Here is a 21,747-nt window from a genome sequence, read left to right as displayed (position 1 = left end):
ATTGGCGTTCGGCCCGGCAACGCCTACATCGGGACAACCTGCCGCCTGACCGCGAGCCGCAATGTCCGAACGCGATAGCGAAGCCAACCGATTCTCCGCCCGCGCGGCGCGTTATGCCCGCGTCGGCGCCAATGTCGGCGGGGTGGCGGCGCGGATCGCCGGCACCAAGCTGTTCGGACTGGAGGGCCGCAACGCCACCAATGCCGAGGCGCTGGCCAAGGCGCTCGGCGGGCTGAAGGGCCCGCTGATGAAGGTGGCGCAGCTCGTCGCCACCATTCCCGACGTGGTGCCGCCGGAATACGCCGCCGAACTGCAGAAGCTGCAATCGGAGGCGCCCCCGATGGGGGCCGCCTTCGTCAAGCGCCGCATGCAGGCCGAGCTCGGCGCGAGCTGGCGCGAGCGCTTCGGCGAATTCGACCTCAAGCCGGCCGCCGCCGCGTCGCTCGGGCAGGTGCACCGGGCAACGACGCATGACGGCGCACCGGTCGCCTGCAAGCTGCAATATCCGGATATGGAATCGGCTGTGGAAGCCGATATCTCGCAGCTCGAAATCCTGTTCGGGCTGCACCGGCGCATGGGCGCGGTGATCGACACCAGCGAGATCGCCAAGGAGATCAGCGCCCGTGTCCGCGAAGAGCTCGACTACCGCCGCGAGGCCAAGCATGTCGCGCTCTACCAGCAGATGCTCTCAGGGACGCCCGAAGTGCGCGTGCCGGACGTCGTGCCGGAGCTGTCGACGCGGCGGCTCCTGACCATGGGCTGGCTCGACGGCGACAAGATCCTGAACCACAAGCAGGCGAGCCAGCAGGTTCGCGACCGGATCTCGACCGCGATGTTTCGGGCCTGGTGGCGGCCGTTCAGCCATCACGGCGTGATCCATGGCGATCCGCATCTCGGGAACTACACCGTCTTCCAGGACGGCGGCGAGCCGGGTGGCATCAACCTGCTCGACTATGGCTGCATCCGCATCTTCCCGCCGAGCTTCGTCGGCGGCGTCGTCGATCTCTATCGCGGGCTGCTCGAGGGCGACGACGCCCGGGTCGTTCATGCCTATGAGGTCTGGGGCTTCAAGGGGCTCAACAAGGAGCTGATCGACACGCTCAACATCTGGGCGAAGTTCATCTACGGCCCGCTGCTGGAGGATCGCACGCGCCGGATCGCCGAGGGCGTCAGCCCGGCTGAATACGGCCGCAAACAGGCGTTCCAGGTGCATTCGGCGCTGAAAGCGCGCGGTCCGGTGACGGTGCCGCGCGAATTCGTCTTCATGGACCGCGCCGCGATCGGCCTTGGCGGCGTCTTCCTGCATCTCGATGCCGAGCTGAATTTCCACCGGCTGTTCGAGCAGGAGATCGAGGCGTTCAGCGTCGACAAGGTGGCGAGCGAGCAAGGCGCGGCGCTGGCGGCGGCCGGTCTTCAGGGTTCCTGACGATCAGAATCGCCGGTGCAGCCGCGATCCGGCGTCTGTCCGGCCGAGGCTGCTGCCATAAGTCGCGCCGCCTGAATCAGGACCTGAAGCGCTACAATCGGCGCGGATTGCGCTTTTTTCCCGGCATAGTCTTGCCAGCGCTTACAAAATAGTCGCTGCCGCTCCAGCGCTCCGTTGCCGACCCCTTGCAGGTGCGATACAGGGCATCGGACAGGGTTTGAATTCGGGACTTCCTTCATGGCCGACCACGGACACGCCGCCGACATTCCGCAGATGGACTATCCGGAGCACGAGCGCACCTATGTGGGCTTCGTCCACTTCGCCGAGGTTGGCACGCTCGCCTGCCTCGCCATCGTCGCGGCGCTCGCGGTCGGCGGCACCAAGCATGCCTGGGGCACGGCCATCATCGGCACGCTGCTGACCCTGGTCGGCACCGGCGTCGGCATCGCCGCCCCGTCGATCGGCTGGCGCGCCACGCTCGTCCCCTTCGTCCTGATGCTGCTGGCGCTGCTGCTCTACTGAGTGGCGAAGCCACGGTACTGACGAAATCGTCAAGGCGGCGGCGCAGGTGAGCCGGCGCATCCGTCATTGGAACGTCGTAAAGGGCCGGCTCGATGCCGGCCCTTTCGTTTGGGCGGCCGAAGGTCACGGATGATGCGCAGGATCCTGAAGCTTCTCGCCGTAGCCGCGCTCTGTGCCTATGGCGGCGTGCTGGCGCTGCTCTACGTCAAGCAGCGCGAGATGATGTATCCGCGCAATCCGGCCCGGGCCGAGATCGCCAGCGCCAATCTGCCGGGCGTCGAGGAGACGATGCTGACCGCAGCCGACGGCGAGAGGCTGATCGCCTGGGTGGTGCCACCGCGCGAGGGCAAGCCGGTCCTGCTGTTCTTCCATGGCAATGCCGGCAATTTCGGCCGGCCGATCCGGCAGACGCGTTTCCGCGCCTTGACCGAGGACGGCACTGGCCTGTTCGCTGTGAATTACCGCGGTTATGGCGGCTCGACTGGCTCGCCGACCGAGGATGGGCTGGCGCAGGATGCGCGCGCCGCCTATGCGGCGGCCGTGGCGCGCTTCGGCGCGGAGCAGCTGGTCGGCTATGGCGAGTCGCTCGGCACCGGCGTGGTGGTGAAGCTGGCGGCGGAGGTTCCGCTGAAGGCGGTGATCCTCGAAGCGCCCTATCTCTCGACCGTCGCGGTGGCGCAGCAGCTCTACCCTTATGTCCCGGTCGGGCTGTTCATGCACGACCAGTTCCATTCCGACCGGGCCATCGGCAAGGTCAAGGCGCCGCTGCTGGTGCTGCACGGCCAGCGCGACGGCGTCATCCCGTTCAGCCAGGGCGAGGCGCTGTTTTCGCTCGCCAACCCCCCGAAGCGCTTCATCCGCTTCCCGGACGGCAACCACGAGAACCTGCCGGCGCATGGCTCGGTGCCGGAGATCCGGCGCTTCCTCGCCGATCTCGGCACCAGCCGCCTGGCCGGGAGCGAGACAGTGACCGCCGCGGCGCAATAGGCGAGAGAAGCGAGTGCGCGAAGCTTGTCGTCTACGCCACTCCCTTCCCCCTTGTGGGGAAGGGTTGGGGATGGGGGTGGTGCCGCTCGGCGACCGGCGGACGAAAGTGAATCTGGCAGCAGCGGCAGCGGCAGCGCCATCGCGATCTTCCGTTCGCTCCGGCTCTGCGACCCCCCACCCCTGCCCCTCCCCACAAGGGGAGGGGTTCGCGGGTGCGTCAATCGCAGTAGGCTTGGAAGCGCCTCAGAAGCGGAACATGCCGCCACCGCCGCCGACACGGGCGGCGCCGGCGCGGGCGATCTGATTGTTGCCGTCGAGGCCGAGGGCGCGCTGATAGGCCTCGCTCGCCTCGGTCTTCTTGCCCTGCTTCTCGAAGGCGAAGCCGCGGCCGGCCCAGGCGGCGGCATTGCGGTTGTCGACATTGAGCGCGGCGGTGAAGTCCTCGAGCGCCGAGTCGTATTTGCCGAGCGCGTTCAGGCTCTCGCCGCGGGCGATATAGGGCGGGGCGGTATAGGGGTTGCGGTCGATCACCGAGTCGAAGTCGGTGACGGCCTGCTGGTGCTGGCCTTCCTTCTGGTAGACCAGCCCGCGGGCATGGAAGGCTTCGGGCGATTCCGGGTTGAGGCGGATCGCGGTGTTGAGGTCGCCCAGGGCCTGCTGGCTGTTGCCCTGCAGGCGCAGCAGGTTGGCGCGGGCAACGAAGGCCGGGGCGTAGTTCGGATTGGCGGTGGTGGCGCGGTTGAAATCCTGGAGCGCGGCGTCGTTACGCCCGCTCTGGCGCAGTGCCAGGCCGCGATTGGTGTAGGCCGGCGCGAAATTGGCGTCGATCTGCACCGCCTTGGTGAAGTCGGAGATGGCGTCGGAGTAACGGCCGATGCGGGCATAGGCCGCGCCGCGGGTGTTGTAGGCCTGCGGGTCGTTCGGGTTGCGATTGATCACCTCGCTGAGCGAGCCGATGTTGACGCTCGCGGCCTCGGTGTTCTCGGTCTGCAGCTCGGCGACGCCAGCGCCGGAGCTCATGCTCACCGTGTCGCAGCCTGCGAGCGCGAGCGCGAGGCCCGTCGCGATCAGCCAGTTCCGGCCTGTGAGCATGCTATTGTCCATCGCCTCGAACTCTCGCCTGTCATGCGGCGCGACCGCCCCGGTGCGCCGCCATCCTCCAAAACGCCCAAGCCCTGACAAAGTTTGGTTAACGACGCTACAAAAATGACAGCGCCCGGAGAAGCTCCAGGCGCTGACGAAGATCAGAATGGCACTGGGCGGCGGCTGCCGGATCCTTGCGAGGTCAGACCGCCGGCCGAGCGGGACGCTCGGGGCGCTTCGGCTTGACCGGAGCCGGCAGCAGGCCTTCGCGCTGCAGCTTCTTGCGGATCAGCTTGCGGGCGCGGCGGACGGCCTCGGCCTTCTCGCGCGCTTTCTTCTCGGACGGCTTCTCGTAATGGCCGCGGAGCTTCATCTCACGGAAGATGCCCTCGCGCTGCATCTTCTTCTTCAGCGCCCGCAGCGCCTGATCGACGTTGTTGTCGCGAACAAGAACCTGCACGTCTTCAGTCCGTCGTTGTCGGTGGTCCGGAATCGGGGCGGCGACCTCCCGTCTGAGAGATCGCCGCGAAGGTCGTGCGGATACCAGAATTCCCGGAGCCTGTCCACGCTGCAGCGCGGCGAAACCTGCGGAAATACGCGGGTTTCGCGAGGTGGGGCGCTCCGTCGTTCAGTTCGCCTCGGGGAGGACGCGGGTGACGTGGCCCATCTTGCGGCCGGGCCGCGCTTCGCGCTTGCCGTAGAGGTGAAGATGGGTGCCGGGCTCGGCCAGGATGGCGCGCCAGTCATTCGCCTGGTCGCCGATCAGGTTCTGCATGGTGACGCGCCCGCGCCGCGCCGTCGCGCCGAGCGGGAAGCCGCAGACGGCGCGGACATGCTGGTGGAACTGCGAGGTCTCAGCACCCTCGCTGGTCCAGTGTCCGGAATTATGCACGCGCGGGGCGATCTCGTTGACGACGACCTCGTCGCCGCCCTTGCCCTCGACCAGGAAGTACTCGACGGCGAAGACGCCGACATAGCCGAGCGCCTCGCCGATACGCCGTGCAGCCTCGATCGCAGCGTCGGCTGCGGCCGGGCCGATGCGGGCGGGAATCTGCGTCAGCGCCAGGATATGGTCGCGATGCTCGTTCTCGCAGACGTCGAAGGCGGCGAAGGAGCCGTCGGCGGCACGGGCCGCGACGACCGAGACCTCGCGCGCGAAGGTGACGAAGCCTTCGAGGATCGCCGGGAAATGGCCGATCTCGTCCCAGGCCTCAGCCAGGTCGACGCCCTCGGCGATCTTGACCTGGCCCTTGCCGTCATAGCCGAAGCGCCGCGTCTTCAGCACGGCGGGGCGGCCGAGCTTGGCGACGGCCTTTTCGAGATCGGCGAGCGAGTCGACCGGCTCGAACGGCGCCACGGCAAGGCCGAGATCGGCAACGAAGCGCTTCTCGGTGAGGCGATCCTGCGTCACCGCGAGCGCCCTCGCGCCGGGATGCAGCGGGGTGCGGGCGGCGAGGAAGGCGGCGGTCGCGGCCGGGACGTTCTCGAACTCGTAGGTCACGACGTCGACGGCGTCGGCGAAGCTGGCGAGGGCCGCCTCGTCCTCATAGGCGCCGATGGTGTGGCGGGCGGCAACCTCATAGGCCGGGCTGTCGGGCTCGGGCGCGAAGATATGGACGCGCACGCCGAGATCGGCCGCGGCCAGCGCCAGCATGCGGGCGAGCTGCCCGCCGCCGAGAATGCCGAGGACGGCGCCGGGGCCGAGGCCGCGCGGATCGGGCCGGCTCATGCCTCGTCCTTCGGGCGTTCGGCGACCGCGCCGCTCAGCTTGGCGCGCCAGGCGTCGAGCCGTTCGGCGAGAGCATCGTCGGAAAGGGCGAGCACGGCGGCGGCGAGCAGGGCGGCGTTGATTGCGCCCGCCTTGCCGATGGCGAGCGTGCCGACCGGGATACCGCCGGGCATCTGCACGATCGAGAGCAGGCTGTCCTGGCCTGAGAGCGCCTTGGATTCGACGGGGACGCCGAAGACGGGCAGGGGGGTGAGCGAGGCCGTCATGCCCGGCAGATGCGCCGCACCGCCGGCACCGGCGATGATGACCTTGAAGCCTTCCGCTCTGGCGCCCTTGGCGAAGGCGTACATCCGATCGGGCGTGCGATGGGCCGACATGATGCGTGCATCGAAGGCGATGCCGAGTTCGGCGAGCGTGTCGGCGGCATGGCGCATCGTCGCCCAGTCGGACTGGCTGCCCATGATGATGGCGACGGGTGGGGTCGGCTCGGCCATGAAATCAGCGCTTCCCGGCAGGAGGGAGGAAGCGCGCGATCTAGACCGGCCGCCGCGTCACAGGCAAGCGCCGAATCGGGATTCCTGCGGAATTTCCGCCTCTTGCTTCTAGTTTAGAGACCGCTTTGCCGACCGGCTTGTGGAGAGGCCGATCGGAGCGGGCTCTAAGCGATGATATCGGGCGTCAGCTGGTCTTCGAGATAGGAGATGCGGTCGCGCAGATAGAGCTTGCGCTTCTTCAGGCGCTGGATCTGGATCTGGTTGACCGGGCCGAGCCTTTCGAGCGCGTCGATGGCGCTGTCGAGATCGCGGTGCTCCTCGCGCAAACGCGCGAGCTCCGCCTGCAGGACCTCGATCTCCTCCGCGCTCAGTTCGAATCCCATGAAGCCGTCTCATCATCGCCGCGATCGCGGCCGACTATGCGCAGGCGCGGGCGGCCCGGCAAGGGCATCGCCGGCGCGATGCGGGCCGGCTCGCTCGCATTCATGCGCCTCGGGAAAGGTCTCGGAAGGGATCACAGAAACTCATGGTGCAGTGCACGTCTGCCCCGCAGACGTGAAGCCGGCTCTGTGTCAGACTTCTCTTGCTAGAACGCTCATCAGGAGGATCCAGATGTCGCTGCAGACACATCTCGCCGAGCTCGAACGCAAGCATCGCCAGCTCGAGGAAGCCATCGCCCAGGCGGTCGCCAGCCCCTCGTCGAACGATCTTGGCGTCGCCGAGCTCAAGCGGAAGAAGCTGCTGCTGAAGGATGAGATCGAGCGCGTGCGGCTGACCATGCCGGCACCGACACTACACTGAGATGACAGAGCGGGCCGCGGCGGTCCGTGACGAATTCGCGCAAGGCGCGCTTCACCGGCCCCGAAAGGGGCCGGCTTTTTTTGGCCACGAGCGCTGCACCTGCCGCCGGCGCTCTCCAGGAGGCCGGGCTTGGAGGAGATCGCAAGATCGTGCGAGAATGCGCCGAGCCCAGAGGGATACGCCGTTGGCCCGTGTCGATAGACACAACACCACCCGCTACTGGAACGCGACCGGCGTCGATGGGCTGAGCTGCCTGCACGCCGACTTCACCACGCATGACTACGCGCCGCACCAGCACGACGCCTTTGTCGTCGCGGTGACCGAGAGCGGCGGCTCCGAGTTCAAGAGCCGTGGCCGCAGCGACGAGGCCCGCGAGAGCGTGCTGCTCGTCTTCAATCCCGCCGAGCCCCATTCCGGCCGCATGGGCTGGAGCAGAAGCTGGCGCTATCGCTCGCTCTATCTGACGCAGCCCGCCATCGATCAGGTAACGGCCGACCTCGGCATCGCCCGCCCGGCGTACTTCATGCGCAATGTCCTCGGCGATCCCGATCTGATCGCGGCTTTCGGCCGTCTGCACCGCAGCCTCGAAGACGGCCATGACCCGCTCGAAGAGCGCGAGCTCCTTGTCGCCAGTTTCGGCCAGCTTTTTGCGCGCCATGGCGACGGTGTCCGCGCGATCCCGACAGCGCCGCGAGACGAGGCCGCGCTTTCGCGCGTGATCAGGCGGATGGTCTCGCAGCATGCGGAAAGCGGGCTCAGCCTCGAGGAGATGGGGCTCTGGGTCGACATGACCCCGTTTCAGCTCATCAGCCTTTTCAAGCGTACAGCCGGGCTGACGCCCCACGCCTATCTGACCCAGCTCCGGCTGAAGTCGGCGATCCGGCAGTTGAAGGCGGGCGCGCCCATTGCTGACGCGGCGCTGGCCAGCGGCTTCTACGACCAGAGCGCGCTGACCCGGCACTTCAAGCGCTCCTTCGGGATCACGCCCTTGCAATACCAGCGGGCGGGCGCTGCCGGCGTTGCCCGCTGACCTTTCAATTTCTGCCAATACCGCGCTGCCCTGGACCGCCAGACTCCCCTGAAAAGGAGTCTTCGCGTGACGCACTATTTCTGCCTGGACGAGCCGGAGGTGTTCGGCCTCGAAACTACGGTGACAGCCGCCGAGCCGGGCCGTGTCCGGCTCGATCGATCGCCGTTCTATCCCGGCGGCGGCGGCCAGCTTCCCGACAAGGGCGCCTTGCAATGGTCGGGCGGCGAGGTTCCGATCGCTGGTTTCGAGACGCAAGCCGATGGCATCTGGCATCTGCTGGCTGAGCCGATCACGCTCTCGGGCGCCGTGGTTGCCGAGGTCGACCGCCCGTTCCGGCAGCTCATGCGCGAGCTTCATACCGACCTGCATATCGTCAATGCGCTGGTCTACCAGGGCTTCGACGGCGCGCTCGTCACCGGCGTCCAGATGAACGAGGACGGCACGGCGCGGATCGATTTCGATCTGCCCGAGGCCGACAATGAGCGCCTGCGAGGGCTCGAGGGCGCCATCAACGACGTGATCAGGCAGGACCTGCCGGTTCGCGAAACCTATGTCGGAGAGGACGAAGCGTTCGACGAGCCTGGCCTGATCCGCTCGCGCTCGGTGACGCCGCCGCCGACGGCGGACGGCCGGATCAGGGTCGTCGAGATCGCCGGGCTCGATCGCCAGGCCTGCGGGGGCACGCATCTGGCGTCGACCGGAGCGTCGCGCCCGCTGCGCATCCTGAAGATCGACAATAAGGGGCGGCACAACCGGCGCCTGCGCATCGGCCTCGACGGTCTGTGAGGCCGCCATGTCCGCGCTGTTGAAAGGGCTCTGGGCGCGTCCGCTCCTGCTGCTCTGGCTGCCGCCGCTGTTCTGGGCGGGGAACCTCGTGCTCGGGCGCGCACTGGGGCCGAGCTTTCCGCCGGTCTCGCTCGCGGTCGGGCGCTGGCTCGTGGCGCTGGCCTGCCTTGCTCCCTTCATCGGCCGGCAGGCCTGGCGAGAGCGGGCGCTGCTGCGGCGGCACCTTGGTCTGATCGTCGCCTGCGGCGCCTTCGGTATCGCCGGCTACAATGCGCTCGGCTATCTCGCACTGCAGACGACGCCGGCCGCCAGCGTCGCCTTCCTGAACTCGACCCTGCCGCTGATGGTGCCTCTCGCGGCTGTCGCGCTCGGCGTCGAGCGTGTCTCCGGCCGGACCCTCGCCGGCATTGCGCTGTCCTTCGCCGGGGTCGTCTGGATCGTCGCGCGCGGCGACCTGCAGCAGCTCGGCGGATTGCGGGCCGATGGCGGCGAGTTCCTGGTGCTGATCGCCGTCGCCAATTATGCGATCTATTCCGTCCTGCTGCGGCGCAAGCCGGTAACCGTGAGCCCGCTGGTGTTCCTGGCCGCGACCATGGCCGCCGGCCTGCTGGTGCTCGCGCCGTTCTGGGCCTTCGAGCTGGCGCAGGGCGCGCGCATCCCGACAGATGCGGGCTCGGTCGCAGCCGTTCTCTATATCGGCGTGTTCGCCTCGCTACTCGCCTTCATCCTCTGGGGGCATTGTGTGGCGACCCTCGGGCCGAGCGTCACCGGCGTCTCGTTCCATCTGGTCGCGCTGTTCACGGCGCTGCTCGCGGTCGCGGTGCTGGGCGAGCCGGTGCGCGGCTTCCACCTCGTTGGCATGGCGCTGATCCTCGCCGGGTTTTTCCTCGCGACCGGGAAGTGGGCAGGCGCTCGGCTGCAGCCGGCACGGCAAGCGGGCTCTTAGGCCGTCATGGATACCACCGAGATCCTGCGCAGGCTCGTCGCCTTCGACACGACGTCGCGGCGTTCCAATCTCGATCTGGTCCATTGGACTGCTGACTATCTTGAAGGTGCGGGGGCGCGGATACGCCTGACCAGCGACGCCTCGGGTGAAAAGGCCAACATCCTGGCGACGATCGGGCCGGACGAGCCGGGCGGCATCATCCTCTCCGGGCATACCGACGTCGTTCCGGTCGACGACCAGGACTGGGCGAGCGATCCATTCGTGCTCGCGAGCCGGGATGGGCACCTATACGGCCGCGGCGCCGTCGACATGAAAGGCTTCGTTGCGGCCTGCCTCGCCGCCATCCCAGGCTGGCGAGCCTGCGAGCTGCGGCGGCCGATCCATCTGGCGCTGTCCTATGACGAGGAGGTCGGCTGCCTAGGCGTCCCGCTGCTGATCGCCGACCTGCTCGCGCATTGCCCAGTTCCGGCACTCGCCATCATCGGCGAGCCGACGCAGATGCGCATCGGGCTCAGCCATCGCGGCTTCTACGGCTATCGCAGCGTCTTCCATGGCCGCGCGGCGCATTCGAGCGATCCGCGCCTCGGCGCCAGCGCGATCGCGCCGGCGGCGGCGCTGGTCGCGGCACTCGCTGGCCTCGGCGACGGCAAACGCGGAACCACAGCCAACATCGGCAGAATCGCGGGCGGCAGCGCCATCAACATCGTACCGGAGCGCTGCGAGGTCGTCTGGGAGTTCCGGCCGCCGGACGAGGCTGCCGTCGACGCCGTGCTTGCCGAGGTGGCGGGTTTCGTGGCGGGACTGCCTTGCGATGTGAGCGTCGAGACGATGCCGCTGGCGCGCGTGCTGCCGCTCGACTGCGCTGCGGAGAGCCCAGCTGTCGGCATGGTGCGCGAGTTCGGCGGCCTGTGGCCACCGCTGGCGATGCCTTTCGGGACAGAAGCCGGCTTCTTCCAGCAGGCGGGGATTCCGGCGCTGGTGTGCGGACCCGGCTCGATCGCGCAGGCGCATCAGCCGGACGAGTGGATCGCGATGGCCGAGCTCGACGCGGCGGATCGATTCCTTGCGCGCGTCGGCACCTGGGCTGCGGCCGAGCTATGAGCTGCCGCTGGTGGATGGCAGCAGGCCGCTTTCGACTGCCCGATTTTACCGGCCGCTAAAGACTCCAGCGTAGCTTTCCATGCGGAATGCGGTGCGCATGGCAGAGTTCGACGACATCATCGAGAGTCTCTTCGAGACCAGCGGCACGCTCGTGGCGCTGTTCGATCCGCAGGACATCCTGCGGCGGTCGAACGCGGTCTATCGCGCGGCCTATGGCATAGCCGAGGGTGAGACGATCAGCTGGGCAGAGATCGTGCGGCGCAATTTCGAGCAGCGCCACGGCGTCGCCTTCGCCACAGACGATTTTGAGCACTGGCTGACCTCTGCCCGTTCCCGCCGAGGGAAAACCCCGTACCGCGCCTTCGAGACCGATATCACCGATGGCCGCTGGCTCTGGATGACCGAGACGGTGTCAGCGGCCGGCTGGATGCTGTGCATCGCGTCCGACATCACCGAGCTGCGGACGGCCGAGCGCAGCCTTCGGCAGGACCGGGACAGCGCGCGCAAGGCTTCGCAGACTGACGAGCTGACCGGCATCTCGAACCGGCGCCACTGCATGAGCGTGCTGCATGAGATGATCGCCAAGGCGAATGCAGGCGAGGTCGGCGAGACTTGCGTCGCACTGCTCGACATCGATCGATTCAAGCAGATCAATGATCGTTTCGGCCATCAGTTCGGCGACGCCGTGCTGATCGACTTCGGCACGAGCGTGCAGCGAAACCTGCGCCCCGCGGACAGCTTCGGGCGGGTCGGCGGGGAGGAGTTCCTGCTGATCCTGCCGCAGCTCGGACCAGCAGCGGCCGAACTCCTGATCGAGCGCCTGTTCAAGCGGATCGGACGGCCCGGCTGCCTGCCCTCGGAGCCCAATTTCCATTACTCGTTCTCGGCAGGCCTGACGCAGATCCGCTCCGGTGATACGCTGGCCGAAGTCTATCACCGCGCTGATGCCGCCCTCTACGAGGCCAAGATCGGTGGCCGCGGCCGGCAGATGTCCGCTTGAGTGGCTGGCGAGCGAACAGGAACAGACTGTGGACTACACCGGACTCATAAAGCGCATCCCGCTGCCCGCTGAGTTTGTCCCACCCCCGACGCTGCTTTTCGACGATCTGGTCGCGACGGTCCTAAGCCGCGATCATCTCGCTGACGACGTTGCCGGCATCAACGCGAGCATCGAACTGATCCAGAAGACCCGTGGTGGTGGCTGGCCGATGGCTGCAGTCACCGAAGATGGCAACTTCATCGATCTCGTCTGGCACGAGTGCGAATTTCGCGAAGGGTTCTCATTCAGCTACGCTGTATACACCCTTGAACGGGAGTATCTCGGCTGCTGCTATCTCTATCCGCTGGGGAGGCGCACACCGCTTTCAGAAGAACTGGCGGAGTGCGAGGTCGATATCAGCTGGTGGGTCACGCCATCGGCCTACGAGAGGGGCTATTACGAAAAGCTCTTCCGCGCGCTGCGACAATGGGCGAGCAAGGATTTCCCATTTTCCGCCGTACACTATTCCAACATGTTGATCCCGAGCTGATCGTCGACAAGCTATCGGGCAGGCTAGCTGCCCAAGTCCCAGTTGTTCCCCGCCCTGCCGAGCTCTCCGCGTGCTCCAGCGAGAGTTGCAAGCGCGCGGAAACCGGCCTTGGCTGGCAGGGTGGGGTCCTGCTTCAGGGAACTGCAGCGAGGGAAATCTCACGGCGACGTGGACGCTCGCTGACTGCCGGGGCTTCGACGTGGCAGGTGTCGTCCGCCGATGGCCTGGTGGTCGTTCTGGTCAGGTCGAATCTGGAACACAGCTTGCCGTAGCCAGGTGTATCCACGGTTCCCGACATGTCGGCGCCGCCTTGCCCGACCCGGCCGTGGAGATCGACGGTGATATAGCCATTGGGCCGCTTGATCCATTTGGAGCCGGTGATGTCGAGCGCTCCGCTGCTTCTGATCCGGCCCGAGACCGTGAAGCATCCCTCGGGCACGGTGATGTTCTCGCGCAGCGGGTAAAACTGGAAGACACCGGAAAACGTGCTGCCGTCCTGCCGATCGATCGTCAGGGTCAGCCCGGTCTTGCCCTGTGCGCAGACATAGCTGCCCTGCCAGTTTCCAATGAGCCCAGGGGACGCCTCCTGAGCCCGAAGCGTTGGCGCCAGCATTGCCATGAATGCGAGCCCCAGAGCCGTGACCGAGCGCGCCATCACAGCGCCCGCGCCATCTCGCGCAGCTTGAATTTCTGGATCTTCCCCGTCGAGGTCTTCGGCACCTCGACGAAGACCACTGTCCGCGGGCATTTGAACGAGGCGAGCAGGGTCTTGCACCAAGCGATGATCTCGTCCTGGGTCGCTGTTTGCCCCAGCTTCAGCTCGACGAAGGCACAGGGAGTCTCGCCCCATTTTTCGTCGGGGCGGGCGACGACGGCGGCGGCCTGCACCGCCGGGTGCTTGTAGAGCGCGTCCTCGACCTCGATCGAGGAGATGTTCTCGCCGCCGGAGATGATGATGTCCTTGGAGCGGTCCTTGAGCTGGATGTAGCCGTCGGGATGCATCACGCCGAGATCGCCAGAATGGAACCAACCGCCCTCGAAGGCGGCCTTGGTCGATTTCGGGTTCTTGAGATAGCCCTTCATCACGACATTGCCGCGGAACATCACCTCGCCGAGCGTCTCGCCATCATGCGGCACGCGCTCCATCGTCTCGGGGTCAAGCACGTCGAGCCCTTCCAGCGCCGGATAGCGCACGCCCTGGCGCGCTTTCAGCGCCGCCTGCTCGCCGCCCGGCAATGCATCCCAGGCGCCGTTCCATTCATTGACCACGGCGGGGCCGTAGACCTCGGTCAAACCGTAGAGATGGACGACGTTGAAGCCGGCCTGCGCCATGCCGGCGAGCACGGCTTCGGGCGGCGGGGCGGCGGCGGTGAAGAAATTCACCTTCTGCGGGAAGCTGCGACGCTCGGCCTCGGGCGCGTTGAGCAGCGTCGACATCACGATCGGGGCGCCGCACATATGAGTGACGCCATGGTCGGCGAGGGCGTCGTACATCGCCTTGGCCCGGACCTGGCGCAAGCAGACATGGGTGCCGGCGAGCAACGAGATCGTCCAGGGGAAGCACCAGCCATTGCAGTGGAACATCGGCAGGGTCCAGAGATAGACCGGGTGCCGGCCCATGCCGCCGGTGAGCACATTCGAGGTCGCGAGCAGGTTGGCACCGCGGTGGTGGTAGACCACGCCCTTGGGATCGCCGGTGGTGCCCGATGTGTAGTTCAGCGCGATCGCATCCCACTCGTCTGATGGCATCAGCCAGTCGAACTCGGGATCGCCCTGCTTGAGGACATCCTCGTATTCGATGCTGCCGAGGCGCTCGCCGGGGCCGTCATAGACGGGGTCGTCATAGTCGATGACCAGCGGCTTCGCCTTGCAGAGCGCCAGCGCCTCCTTGACCGTCCCGGAGAATTCGCGGTCGGCGATCAGCACCTTGGCCTCGCCATGGTCGAGCGAGAAGGCGATGATCGCGGCGTCGAGGCGGGTGTTGAGCGTGTTCAGCACTGCGCCGCACATCGGCACGCCGTAATGGCATTCGAGCATGGCTGGGGTGTTCGGCAGCATCGCCGCGACCGTGTCGTTCTTGCCGATGCCGTGCTGCTTCAGCGCTGAGGCGAGCCGCCGGGTACGGGCGTAAAGCTCGGCATAAGTCCGCTTCAGGGGGCCGTGGATGACGGCAACGTGGTTCGGGAAGACGCTGGCGGCGCGCTCGAGAAAGGGCAGCGGCGAGAGCGGCTGGAAGTTCGCCGGGTTGCGATCGAGGTCGGTGTCGTAAGGTGAGAGCGGCATGGCGTTCGGCGTTCCCGGCGGTTGTTGCCGGCCAGCCTAGAAGCGTGCTCCGCCTCCCGCAATCAGCCGAAGAGCGGACGCAGCCCGTCGAAGACCAGTTTCAGCCCGACCGCGATGAGCAGCCAGTAGATGATGGTGTAGAAGCGCTCGGCGGGGACGCGCCGGACCAGCCAGACGCCGGCGATGGTCGAGAGGATCGCGACGGGGGCGAGCGCGGCCGAGGCCATCAGGTTCTGCTGGCTGAACTGGCCGAGGATGAAATAGGGCAGCACCTTGATCCAGTTCATCAGCGCGAAGAACAGCGCGCCGGTGCCGACGAAGACCGCCGGGGGCAGGCGCTGCGGCATGGTGTAGATCTGGAAGGGCGGCCCGCCGGCATGGGCGATCATACTGGTGAAGCCGCAGATCGCGCCCCAGACCGTACCGGCCGCGTAGTTGGCCTTGGTCTCCGGCTGGGCCGTCGTCTTGCCAGCGAGGAGGCGGCGTAGCGCAAAGCCGATCGAGATCACGCCAACCGCGAGGCCGACGACGGCGTCGGAGACCTTCGCCGCCAGGAGATAGCCGGCGAGCACGCCAAGCAGCATGCCGGGGATCAGCGTCGCGAGATTCCGCCGGTCGAAGTCGCGGCGATAGGACCAGACCGAGACGACATCCTGGATGATCAGGATCGGCAGCATGATCGCCGCGGCCTGCACCGGCGAGACGATCAGCGCCATCAGAGGCAGCGAGAGCAGGCTGAGGCCGGAGAAGCCGCCCTTGGACAACCCCATCAGGATGACGGCCGGCACCATGACGGCGAAGAAGGTGAGGTCGAAGGTCATTCAGGTCGAAAGGCCATGCCTTAGCAAAGGCGGGATGTGCAGCGCAGCCCATCCGGTTGCGCTGAAAGTCTGACAGACGAATGCTTGCACGCAAGCGGCGGACATGGGCACGATCCCGCGCCAAATCCGGCCCGCAGACGGCCAGCCCGGAGTTCAGCTCTAGGCGCAATACCCGGCGAAGAGGAACGCTTTTCATGACTGCCAGCCATGCAAGCCGCTATGCTGAGATCTATGCCGCCTGGCAGCGGGACCCCGAAGCCTATTGGGGCGAGATCGCCAAAGGCATCGAGTGGATCAAGCCGCCGCAGCAGATCTTCGATGCAAAGGCCGGCATCTATGGCCGCTGGTTTCCTGACGCGAGCTGCAACACCTGCTTCAACGCGCTGGATAGGCATGTCCGCGACGGCCGGGCCGAGCAGACGGCGCTGATCTATGACAGCCCGGTCACCGGCACCAAGGCGAGCTTTACCTACGCGCAGATGCTCGACGAGGTCGCGACGCTGGCGGCTGTGCTGCAGGACCAGGGCGTCGGCAAGGGCGACCGCGTCATCATCTATATGCCGATGATCCCGGAAGCGGCCTTCGCCATGCTGGCCTGCGCCCGCATCGGCGCGATCCATTCGGTGGTGTTCGGCGGCTTCGCGGCCAAGGAACTGGCGACGCGCATCGACGATGCCACGCCGAAGCTGATCATGACCGCGACCTGCGGCATCGAGCCGACCCGCGTTGTCGAATACAAGCCGCTGCTCGACGCGGCGATCGATCTGGCGACGCACAAGCCCGATGCCTGCATCGTGCTGCAGCGGCCGCAGGTCGATGCCTCCATGCATGTCAGCCGCGACAAGAACTGGCGCACGCTCGTCGCCGCAGCCCGCGCAAACGGGCGCAAGGCCGACTGCGTCGAGGTCGCCGCGACCGACCCGCTCTATGTGCTCTACACCTCCGGCACGACGGGGCGGCCCAAGGGCGTGGTGCGCGACAATGGTGGCCACATGGTCATGCTGGTCGCGACCATGACGCAGCTCTACGATGTCAGGCCCGGCGAGGTGATGTTCACCGCCTCCGATGTCGGCTGGGTCGTCGGTCACAGCTACATCGTCTACGGGCCGCTGATCCAGGGCGCGACCTCGGTCCTCTATGAAGGTAAGCCGGTCGGCACGCCCGATCCCGGCGCCTATTGGCGGGTGATCTCGGAGTACAAGGCGGTGGCGATGTTCACCGCGCCGACGGCCTTCCGGGCGATCCGCAAGGAGGATCCGCAGGCGACCTATCTCAAGGATTACGACCTCTCGCAGTTCCGCACGCTCTTCCTCGCCGGCGAGCGCGCCGATCCCGACACGCTGAAATGGGCCGAGGAGGTGCTCGGGGTGCCGGTGGTCGACCATTGGTGGCAGACCGAGACCGGCGCCTGCATGGTCGGCAATCCCGTCGGCCTGGGCCTGTTGCCGATCAAGCACGGCTCGCCCAGCGTGCCGCTGCCGGGCTACGACATCCAGTGTCTGGACGAGGGCGGCAGGCCGGTGCCGGCCGGCACGATGGGTGCGATCGTCGCCAAGCTGCCGTTGCCGCCCGGCGCGCTGCCGACGCTGTGGCACGACGATGAGCGCTTCCGAAGCGCCTATCTCGAGACCTATCCTGGCTTCTACAACACCTCTGACGCCGGCTTCATCGATGCGGACGGCTATGTCTTCATCATGGGGCGCACCGACGACATCATCAACGTCGCCGGCCACCGGCTCTCGACCGGCGGCATGGAGGAGGTGCTGGCCTCGCACCCGGCCGTGGCCGAATGCGCCGTGGTCGGCATCAAGGACGCGCTCAAGGGCGAGCAGCCCTGTGGCTTCGTGGTGATGAAGGCGGGCGTGACGCAGTCGCCGGCCGAGGTCGAGAAGGAGCTGGTCGGACTGGTGCGCGACAAGATTGGCCCCGTCGCCGCCTTCAAGCTTGCGATCACGGTGGCGCGCCTGCCGAAGACCCGCTCTGGCAAGATCCTGCGCGCGACGATGAAGAAGATCGCCGATGGCGAGGAGTATGCGATGCCGGCGACGATCGAGGATCCGGCGGTGCTGGGCGAGATCGGCACCGCGCTGAAGGGCAGGGGGCTGGGCTGAGGGCGCTACCGCGCAGTACAACGAAAGTACAACTTTACGTTGTTTTAAACAAAATCGTTCAGGATCGCAGGCGCTTATCCCGCCGGATTTAAACGATGGCGCCTCGCCCACGCGTCGGATTGCTGGCCTTGGCGATCGGTGCGTTGCTGGCGCCGGTCGGTGTCGTTCTCGCGCCGCGCGACGGAGCGATTGTTCTCGTGCTCGCGGCAAGTTCTGCGACGGCCGCCGAAGCGGTGAGCCGGGCGGACGGCGTCATCCTGGCCCCGATCGGCCGCTTCGGCCTGCTGGCCCGCTCGGACACTCCCGGCTTTTCAACGCGTCTCTATAGCTCTGGCGCCGCGCTCGTCCTGGCAGGGCTGGGCGGCGGCTGTTCCGGACGGGCGCGCGATTCCCTCATCCCAGCGAGACGGTCCCCATGAGCCAGAGCCTCGACACGTTCCGCCGCGCCTTCGCCAAGCCACTGATGACGGGGCAATGGCTGCTGGTGCCGGTGACCTGCGCCGTCGCCTGGCTCGCCGGCCATCCGGCGTTGCTCGCGATCGGACTGGTCTCGATGCTGCTCGCCGCGGCGACCACCCTGGCCTGGCGCTCGGACGGGATCGGCCTGTCGACTCGCCTGATCTCGACCATCGCGATCAACGGGCAGGTGGCACTGCTGGTCTTCGCCGCTGAGGGCACGCGCTACCAGATCGACATGCACATGGCCTTCTTCGCCGCGCTGGCGGTGATGACGGCCTGGTGTTGCTGGCGCTCGATCCTGGCCGCGACGGTGGTCGTGGCAGTGCATCATCTCGTGCTCAACTTCGCCTATCCGGCGGCCGTGTTCCCCGATGGCAGCGAGTTCGCCCGCGTCGTCGTTCACGCCGTCATCCTGCTGGCCGAGGCGGGGGCGCTGATCTGGATCGCACAGCGGCTGGCGGCGGCTCTCAGCCAGGCCGACGAGGCGGCGTCGACAGCCTTGGCCAATCAGCAGCGCGCGGAGACGCTCCGGCATGACGGCGAGGCGAGCGAGGTCGAGCGGACTGCGGTCGAAGCGCATCTGCTCGAAGCCGTCGCCGGCGTCGTCGATGCGGCCAAGCGTGGCGATTTCTCGGCCAGGACCGTTCGCAGCGACGATCTCGGCCGATTCAGCGCGCTGGTGAGCGGCATCGACGAGCTGACGCAGGCTTGCGAATCCTTCCTGGACGAGGCCGATCACGCGCTCTCGGCGTTGGCCGATGGCGATCTGAGCGTGCGGATGTCGACCGGCTTCGAGGGGCGGCTCGCCGCCGTTGCCGGCAACTTCAACCGCTCCGCCGAGGCGCTCGCCGGAGCGCTGGCGGCCGTGGCTGACAATGCCGCGCAGACGCGCAGCGCCGCCGACGACATCCTTTCGGCGACGCTCGACCTGTCGCAGCGCGGGCAGAGTCAGGCCAATGCGCTGCAGGACACTTCCAGCGTCGTCGAGGAGATCGCGGCGACAGTGCGCCAGACCTCCGGCATCGTTCAGGCTGCCGCGCGCAAGGCGCGCTCGACCGCCGACGATGCCGGGGCGGGCGTCGCGGTCGCTGGCCGCGCGGTCGAGGCGATCGACAAGATCGATCAGCAGGCGCGCCGGATCGTCGACATCGTCGAGGTCATGGACGGGCTCGCCTTCCAGACCAATCTCCTGGCGCTCAACGCCTCGGTCGAGGCGGCGCGGGCTGGCGAAGGTGGGCGCGGCTTCGCTGTGGTCGCGACCGAGGTCCGGCGGCTCGCCCAGCAATCGGCCGATGCGGCGCGCGACGTGCGGGCGCTGATCAACGAGACCAAGATCCATGTCGACGAGGGCGTGAAGCTGGTGCGCGCGGCCGGTGCCAGCCTCAATGCGATCTCCGGCGAGGTCGAGGAGGTCGCGCAGGCCTTCGGCGAGATCAGCCAGGCGACGGCCGAGCAATCGCAGGGTGTCGGCGCGATCGAGCGGGCGCTGGTCGAGATGGACGCCGCCACGCAGGACAATGCCCAGGCGGCGGAACGCACGGCTGCCGCAGGACGCGGCATGGCAGAGGCGGCCGAAGCGGTGGCGAGGCTGGCGGGAGGCTTCCGGCTCGCGGCTGGGCCGGCCAGCGTGGGCGCGCGCCGGGCGGCCTGAGCGACCGGGCGCGTAGAGCGCGGCAGGCGCGCCGCGCCTGCCGTTACCTGAACGGTTTCGGCTCAGTAGCCGCCGTCGTCGTCCTCGTCGGCCGGGCGCTTGAGCTGCTTCAGCTTGGCGAAGACCGAATCGACGTCGATCTTCTCCTCGTCCTGCCGCTTCGGCCGGCTCATGTCGGCGAAGGGCTGCGAGGACGGCGCCGGCTCAGGCGCGGTGGTCTCCTCCGCCGGGAGCAGGGTCGAGCCGGTGTCCTGCAGGACCATGGCCGGACGCTCCTTGGCGGCGCGGGCCACCTCGAAGTCGAGGTCGATCTGCGAGGTCAGGCCGAGGCTGACCGGGTCGATCGGCTGCAGCTGCTGGGTGTTCCAGTGCGTGCGGTCGCGGATCTGGGCGATCGTCGTCTTGGTCGTGCCGATCAGGCGGATGATCTGCGCGTCCTTGAGCTCGGGATGGTTGCGCAGCAGCCAGAGGATCGCGTTCGGGCGGTCCTGGCGCTTCGAGACCGGGGTGTAGCGCGGGCCCTTGGTGCGCTTGATCTCCGGCACCTTGACCTTGCGCTCGGCCAGCTTGAGCTGATGCGCCGGGTTCTTGGCGGCGCGCTCGAGCTCTTCGCGAGTGAGCTGGCCGGAGGTGATCGGGTCGAGGCCCTTGATGCCGGCTGCAACCTCGCCATCGGCGATGCCGCGCACTTCCAGCGGATGCAGTTTGCAGAACTCGGCGATCTGCTCGAAGGTCAGCGAGGTGTTTTCGACCAGCCAGACCGCAGTGGCTTTCGGCATCAGCGGCGTTTGTGACACGGGCCGTCTCCTGGAATGTCGCGGGCAATAGCTCTCGGGCGCAGACCGGCCGCCCCGGCCGGTCATCCAAATCATCGACGATGAGGAGGATGGCGCCTTATAGGCAAAGCCGGGATGGCTGTCCAATCAATCCGATAGCTCAAACCACCAGCACGATCTTGCCGATATGGGCGTTGCTCTCCATCAGCCGGTGGGCTTCTGCGGCCTGCGCCAGCGGGAAGCGTGCGTGGATCACCGGCTTGCAGCGCCCTTCCGTCAGCAACGGCCAGACCTTCTCTTCGAGCTCGCGCGCGATCGCCGCCTTTTCGGCGATGGTGCGCGGGCGCAGCGTCGAGCCGGTATGGGTCAGCCGCTTCATCATCAGGCGGCGGAAGTCGACCTCGGCCTTCGGCCCATTGAGGAAGGCGATCTGGACGATGCGGCCGCTCTCTGCGGCGGCGTCGTAATTGCGATTGATGTAATCACCGCCGACCATGTCGAGGATCAGGTTGACGCCGCGCCCACCGGTCGCGGCCTTCGCCGCGGCGACGAAATCCTCGGTGCGGTAGTTGATGGCGTGGTCGGCGCCGAGCTCGCGGCAGGCGGCGCATTTGTCGTCCGAGCCGGCGGTCGCCAGCACGGTTGCGCCAAAGGCCTTGGCGAGCTGGATCGCGGTGGTGCCGATGCCCGAGGTGCCGCCATGCACCATGAAGCTCTCGCCCTTCTTCAGCCCACCACGCTGGAAGACATTGGTCCAGACGGTGAAATAGGTCTCGGGGAGCGCGCCGGCTTGCTCCAGCGACAGCCCGGAGGGAATCGGCAGGGCATTGTCCTCATGGACCACCGCGTACTCGGCGTAGCCGCCGCCGGCGACGAGCGCACAGACCTGATCGCCGAGCTCGTAGCGCGACACGCCCTCGCCGAGCGCGACGATCCGGCCGGCGATCTCCAGTCCGGGAATGTCGGAGGCGCCGGGAGGTGGGGCATAGCCACCCATGCGCTGCAAGACATCAGGCCGGTTGACACCGGCAACCGCGACATGGACCAGGATCTGGCCGGGACCGGGCTGCGGCATCGGGCGCTGCTGCGGTTTCAGCACATCTGGGCCGCCGGGGGCATCGAAACCGATGGCGGTCATGGTCTGGGGCAGGGTGGTCATGCAGCGTCTCCTCGCCTGTGGTCTCAGCGCTCCCGTCCGATTAAGCTCCCGCG

At 67.3% G+C, this 21,747-nt stretch carries 23 protein-coding genes; 13 read left to right on the top strand and 10 right to left on the bottom strand.

Features of this window, described 5'->3' with window-relative positions:
• Positions 1-61: 61 nt before the first annotated feature.
• The 3 genes from AC3WLC_RS27625 to AC3WLC_RS27615 all read left to right on the top strand — a co-directional run bounded on the left by AC3WLC_RS27625 (position 62) and on the right by AC3WLC_RS27615 (position 2,935).
• Positions 62-1,426: an ABC1 kinase family protein gene (locus AC3WLC_RS27625; protein ID WP_493687086.1), complete on the top strand. Its 1,365-nt coding sequence runs from the start codon at positions 62-64 to the stop codon at positions 1,424-1,426.
• A gap of 237 nt (positions 1,427-1,663) precedes the next feature.
• Positions 1,664-1,948, top strand: coding sequence for an aa3-type cytochrome c oxidase subunit IV (locus tag AC3WLC_RS27620; RefSeq protein ID WP_291673698.1), 285 nt, complete (start codon positions 1,664-1,666; stop codon positions 1,946-1,948).
• Positions 1,949-2,080: 132 nt separating this feature from the next.
• Entirely contained in the window at positions 2,081-2,935 is an 855-nt protein-coding gene (locus AC3WLC_RS27615; protein ID WP_493687085.1) for an alpha/beta hydrolase, read from the top strand.
• Positions 2,936-3,178: 243 nt separating this feature from the next.
• On the opposite strand, the gene AC3WLC_RS27610 is transcribed toward AC3WLC_RS27615, so the two are convergent.
• From AC3WLC_RS27610 to AC3WLC_RS27590, 5 genes are all read right to left on the bottom strand, one after another.
• Positions 3,179-4,027 (bottom strand): tetratricopeptide repeat protein, encoded by an 849-nt coding sequence (locus AC3WLC_RS27610; protein ID WP_493687084.1) that lies wholly within the window; start codon positions 4,025-4,027, stop codon positions 3,179-3,181.
• A gap of 193 nt (positions 4,028-4,220) precedes the next feature.
• Positions 4,221-4,478, bottom strand: coding sequence for a 30S ribosomal protein S21 (rpsU, locus tag AC3WLC_RS27605; RefSeq protein WP_092161278.1), 258 nt, complete (start codon positions 4,476-4,478; stop codon positions 4,221-4,223).
• Positions 4,479-4,646: 168 nt separating this feature from the next.
• Positions 4,647-5,747, bottom strand: coding sequence for a 5-(carboxyamino)imidazole ribonucleotide synthase (locus AC3WLC_RS27600; RefSeq protein ID WP_493687083.1), 1,101 nt, complete (start codon positions 5,745-5,747; stop codon positions 4,647-4,649).
• Positions 5,744-6,241, bottom strand: coding sequence for a 5-(carboxyamino)imidazole ribonucleotide mutase (purE, locus tag AC3WLC_RS27595; protein ID WP_493687082.1), 498 nt, complete (start codon positions 6,239-6,241; stop codon positions 5,744-5,746). Before purE ends, AC3WLC_RS27600 begins: the two co-directional genes overlap by 4 nt.
• 164 nt (positions 6,242-6,405) lie before the next feature.
• Complete coding sequence (locus tag AC3WLC_RS27590; RefSeq protein WP_493687081.1) at positions 6,406-6,624, bottom strand: YdcH family protein; 219 nt, start codon at positions 6,622-6,624, stop codon at positions 6,406-6,408.
• A gap of 229 nt (positions 6,625-6,853) precedes the next feature.
• Between AC3WLC_RS27590 and AC3WLC_RS27585 the strand changes: the two genes are divergently transcribed.
• The 7 genes from AC3WLC_RS27585 (at position 6,854) to AC3WLC_RS27555 (ending at position 12,434) form a co-directional block, all read left to right on the top strand.
• Positions 6,854-7,042 (top strand): YdcH family protein, encoded by a 189-nt coding sequence (locus AC3WLC_RS27585; RefSeq protein WP_152012182.1) that lies wholly within the window; start codon positions 6,854-6,856, stop codon positions 7,040-7,042.
• Between the two features lie 184 nt (positions 7,043-7,226).
• Positions 7,227-8,072 carry a helix-turn-helix domain-containing protein gene (locus tag AC3WLC_RS27580; protein ID WP_493687080.1) on the top strand — a complete coding sequence of 282 codons (846 nt, stop codon included), beginning with the start codon at positions 7,227-7,229 and terminating at the stop codon, positions 8,070-8,072.
• Between the two features lie 66 nt (positions 8,073-8,138).
• On the top strand, positions 8,139-8,858 hold the full coding sequence (locus AC3WLC_RS27575; protein ID WP_493687079.1) for an alanyl-tRNA editing protein: 720 nt from the start codon (positions 8,139-8,141) through the stop codon (positions 8,856-8,858).
• A gap of 7 nt (positions 8,859-8,865) precedes the next feature.
• The gene (locus AC3WLC_RS27570; RefSeq protein ID WP_493687078.1) at positions 8,866-9,804 is read left to right on the top strand and encodes a DMT family transporter; all 939 of its coding nucleotides are present in this window, start codon (positions 8,866-8,868) and stop codon (positions 9,802-9,804) included.
• Positions 9,805-9,810: 6 nt separating this feature from the next.
• A complete protein-coding gene (gene argE / locus AC3WLC_RS27565) occupies positions 9,811-10,905 on the top strand; it encodes an acetylornithine deacetylase (RefSeq protein ID WP_493687077.1) in 1,095 nt (364 codons plus the stop codon).
• 97 nt (positions 10,906-11,002) lie between these two features.
• A complete protein-coding gene (locus AC3WLC_RS27560; RefSeq protein WP_493687076.1) occupies positions 11,003-11,905 on the top strand; it encodes a GGDEF domain-containing protein in 903 nt (300 codons plus the stop codon).
• A 28-nt stretch (positions 11,906-11,933) separates the two neighbouring features.
• A complete protein-coding gene (locus tag AC3WLC_RS27555; protein ID WP_493687075.1) occupies positions 11,934-12,434 on the top strand; it encodes a GNAT family N-acetyltransferase in 501 nt (166 codons plus the stop codon).
• Positions 12,435-12,567: 133 nt separating this feature from the next.
• On the opposite strand, the gene AC3WLC_RS27550 is transcribed toward AC3WLC_RS27555, so the two are convergent.
• The 3 genes from AC3WLC_RS27550 to AC3WLC_RS27540 form a co-directional block, all read right to left on the bottom strand.
• Positions 12,568-13,089: a hypothetical protein gene (locus AC3WLC_RS27550; RefSeq protein ID WP_493687074.1), complete on the bottom strand. Its 522-nt coding sequence runs from the start codon at positions 13,087-13,089 to the stop codon at positions 12,568-12,570.
• A complete protein-coding gene (locus AC3WLC_RS27545; RefSeq protein ID WP_493687073.1) occupies positions 13,089-14,717 on the bottom strand; it encodes an acyl-CoA synthetase in 1,629 nt (542 codons plus the stop codon). The genes AC3WLC_RS27550 and AC3WLC_RS27545 overlap by 1 nt, the downstream gene beginning before the upstream one ends.
• Positions 14,718-14,779: 62 nt before the next feature.
• Entirely contained in the window at positions 14,780-15,538 is a 759-nt protein-coding gene (locus AC3WLC_RS27540) for a sulfite exporter TauE/SafE family protein (RefSeq protein WP_493687072.1), read from the bottom strand.
• A gap of 194 nt (positions 15,539-15,732) precedes the next feature.
• On the opposite strand from AC3WLC_RS27540, the gene AC3WLC_RS27535 reads away from it, so the two are divergent.
• From AC3WLC_RS27535 to AC3WLC_RS27525, 3 genes are all read left to right on the top strand, one after another.
• Positions 15,733-17,649, top strand: a complete 1,917-nt coding sequence (locus tag AC3WLC_RS27535) for a propionyl-CoA synthetase (RefSeq protein ID WP_493687071.1) — start codon at positions 15,733-15,735, stop codon at positions 17,647-17,649.
• A 128-nt stretch (positions 17,650-17,777) separates the two neighbouring features.
• The gene (locus tag AC3WLC_RS27530; RefSeq protein WP_493687070.1) at positions 17,778-18,068 is read left to right on the top strand and encodes a hypothetical protein; all 291 of its coding nucleotides are present in this window, start codon (positions 17,778-17,780) and stop codon (positions 18,066-18,068) included.
• On the top strand, positions 18,065-19,759 hold the full coding sequence (locus AC3WLC_RS27525) for a methyl-accepting chemotaxis protein (RefSeq protein ID WP_493687069.1): 1,695 nt from the start codon (positions 18,065-18,067) through the stop codon (positions 19,757-19,759). The genes AC3WLC_RS27530 and AC3WLC_RS27525 overlap by 4 nt, the downstream gene beginning before the upstream one ends.
• 62 nt (positions 19,760-19,821) lie before the next feature.
• On the opposite strand, the gene AC3WLC_RS27520 is transcribed toward AC3WLC_RS27525, so the two are convergent.
• Together AC3WLC_RS27520 and AC3WLC_RS27515 are read right to left on the bottom strand one after the other, a co-directional pair.
• Complete coding sequence (locus tag AC3WLC_RS27520; RefSeq protein WP_493687068.1) at positions 19,822-20,556, bottom strand: DUF1013 domain-containing protein; 735 nt, start codon at positions 20,554-20,556, stop codon at positions 19,822-19,824.
• Between the two features lie 139 nt (positions 20,557-20,695).
• Positions 20,696-21,694, bottom strand: coding sequence for an NAD(P)H-quinone oxidoreductase (locus AC3WLC_RS27515; protein ID WP_493687067.1), 999 nt, complete (start codon positions 21,692-21,694; stop codon positions 20,696-20,698).
• Between the last annotated feature and the right edge of the window lie 53 nt (positions 21,695-21,747).

It is taken from the genome of Allobosea sp. GW821-FHT03A12 (genome assembly GCF_058986765.1).
This window is presented reverse-complemented; position numbering and strand designations above follow the sequence as displayed.